2 protein-coding genes are annotated in these 931 nt (G+C 51.3%); both read left to right on the top strand.

What is annotated here, in order from left to right:
- Window positions 1-526 (top strand): MotA/TolQ/ExbB proton channel family protein (locus ACO0K9_RS27980; RefSeq protein ID WP_422990675.1); only part of this gene is annotated, 526 nt, incomplete at its 5' end.
- Window positions 527-819: 293 nt separating this feature from the next.
- On the top strand, window positions 820-931 hold a 112-nt coding region (locus ACO0K9_RS27985), incomplete at its 3' end, for an ExbD/TolR family protein (RefSeq protein WP_422980606.1).

Genomic DNA, 931 nt, shown 5'->3' on the forward strand with positions numbered 1-931 from the left:
TGAAGCCCGCGCCAAATTCTGGAAAGCCTCCTCCGTGCAAGCCGGTGCGTCTTCCCTGAAAGAAGGCAGCCCATTCCGCTTCATCGCTGACTCTGGCATCAAAGCCACAGAACACCATGAAGGCGCATTGCTGGAACAAATCGACTTGAATACCTGGGTATCCATGTCCATCCAGCGCGCTGTGGAAAAAGTCCAAAGCCGTCTGCAAGACGGTCTGGCCTTCCTGGCAACCGTTGGTTCCACTGCACCGTTCGTTGGTCTGTTTGGTACAGTATGGGGTATTTACCATGCGCTGACAGCCATCGGTATGTCTGGTCAGGCATCGATCGACAAAGTAGCCGGCCCTGTGGGTGAAGCGCTGATCATGACGGCAATTGGTCTGGCAGTGGCGGTTCCTGCGGTTCTGGGTTACAACTTCCTGGTACGTCGCAACAAGAGCGCCATGGAAGAAGTCCGTACCTTCTCCGCTGACCTGCACTCTGTAGTTCTGTCCGGTAACATGGGCAAGACAGCAGCAAAGAAATAATTAGCACTCACTGATTAACACCAGAAGACCTCTCAACACCGAGGCACAGAGACACAGAGAAAGGCAAGAAGGAAACCTTTTTGCTGAAACTGATCACAGATCATTTCACCCGGCCATTACAAGCAGCACGTAATGAAAGGGTTTTCTCTGTGGGTTTTCTCTGTGACTCTGTGGTGTAGCAGGGAATTCGAGTGGCATGCCACTCACCTGCGGAACGAAGACTTCTTGCAAGAAGTCTTTCCAACCTCTGTATCGAGGTCTTCCGTATTCAGTAATTTGAAAGAGAACACATTATGGCAATGGCAATTGGCAATGATGGTGATGGCGAAGACGAAGTCAACAGCACCATCAACACCACCCCGCTGGTCGACGTCATGCTGGTTTTGCTGATCATCTTCCTGATCA

The organism is Undibacterium sp. Ji50W (genome assembly GCF_049340445.1).
Lineage (GTDB): Bacteria > Pseudomonadota > Gammaproteobacteria > Burkholderiales > Burkholderiaceae_D > Undibacterium.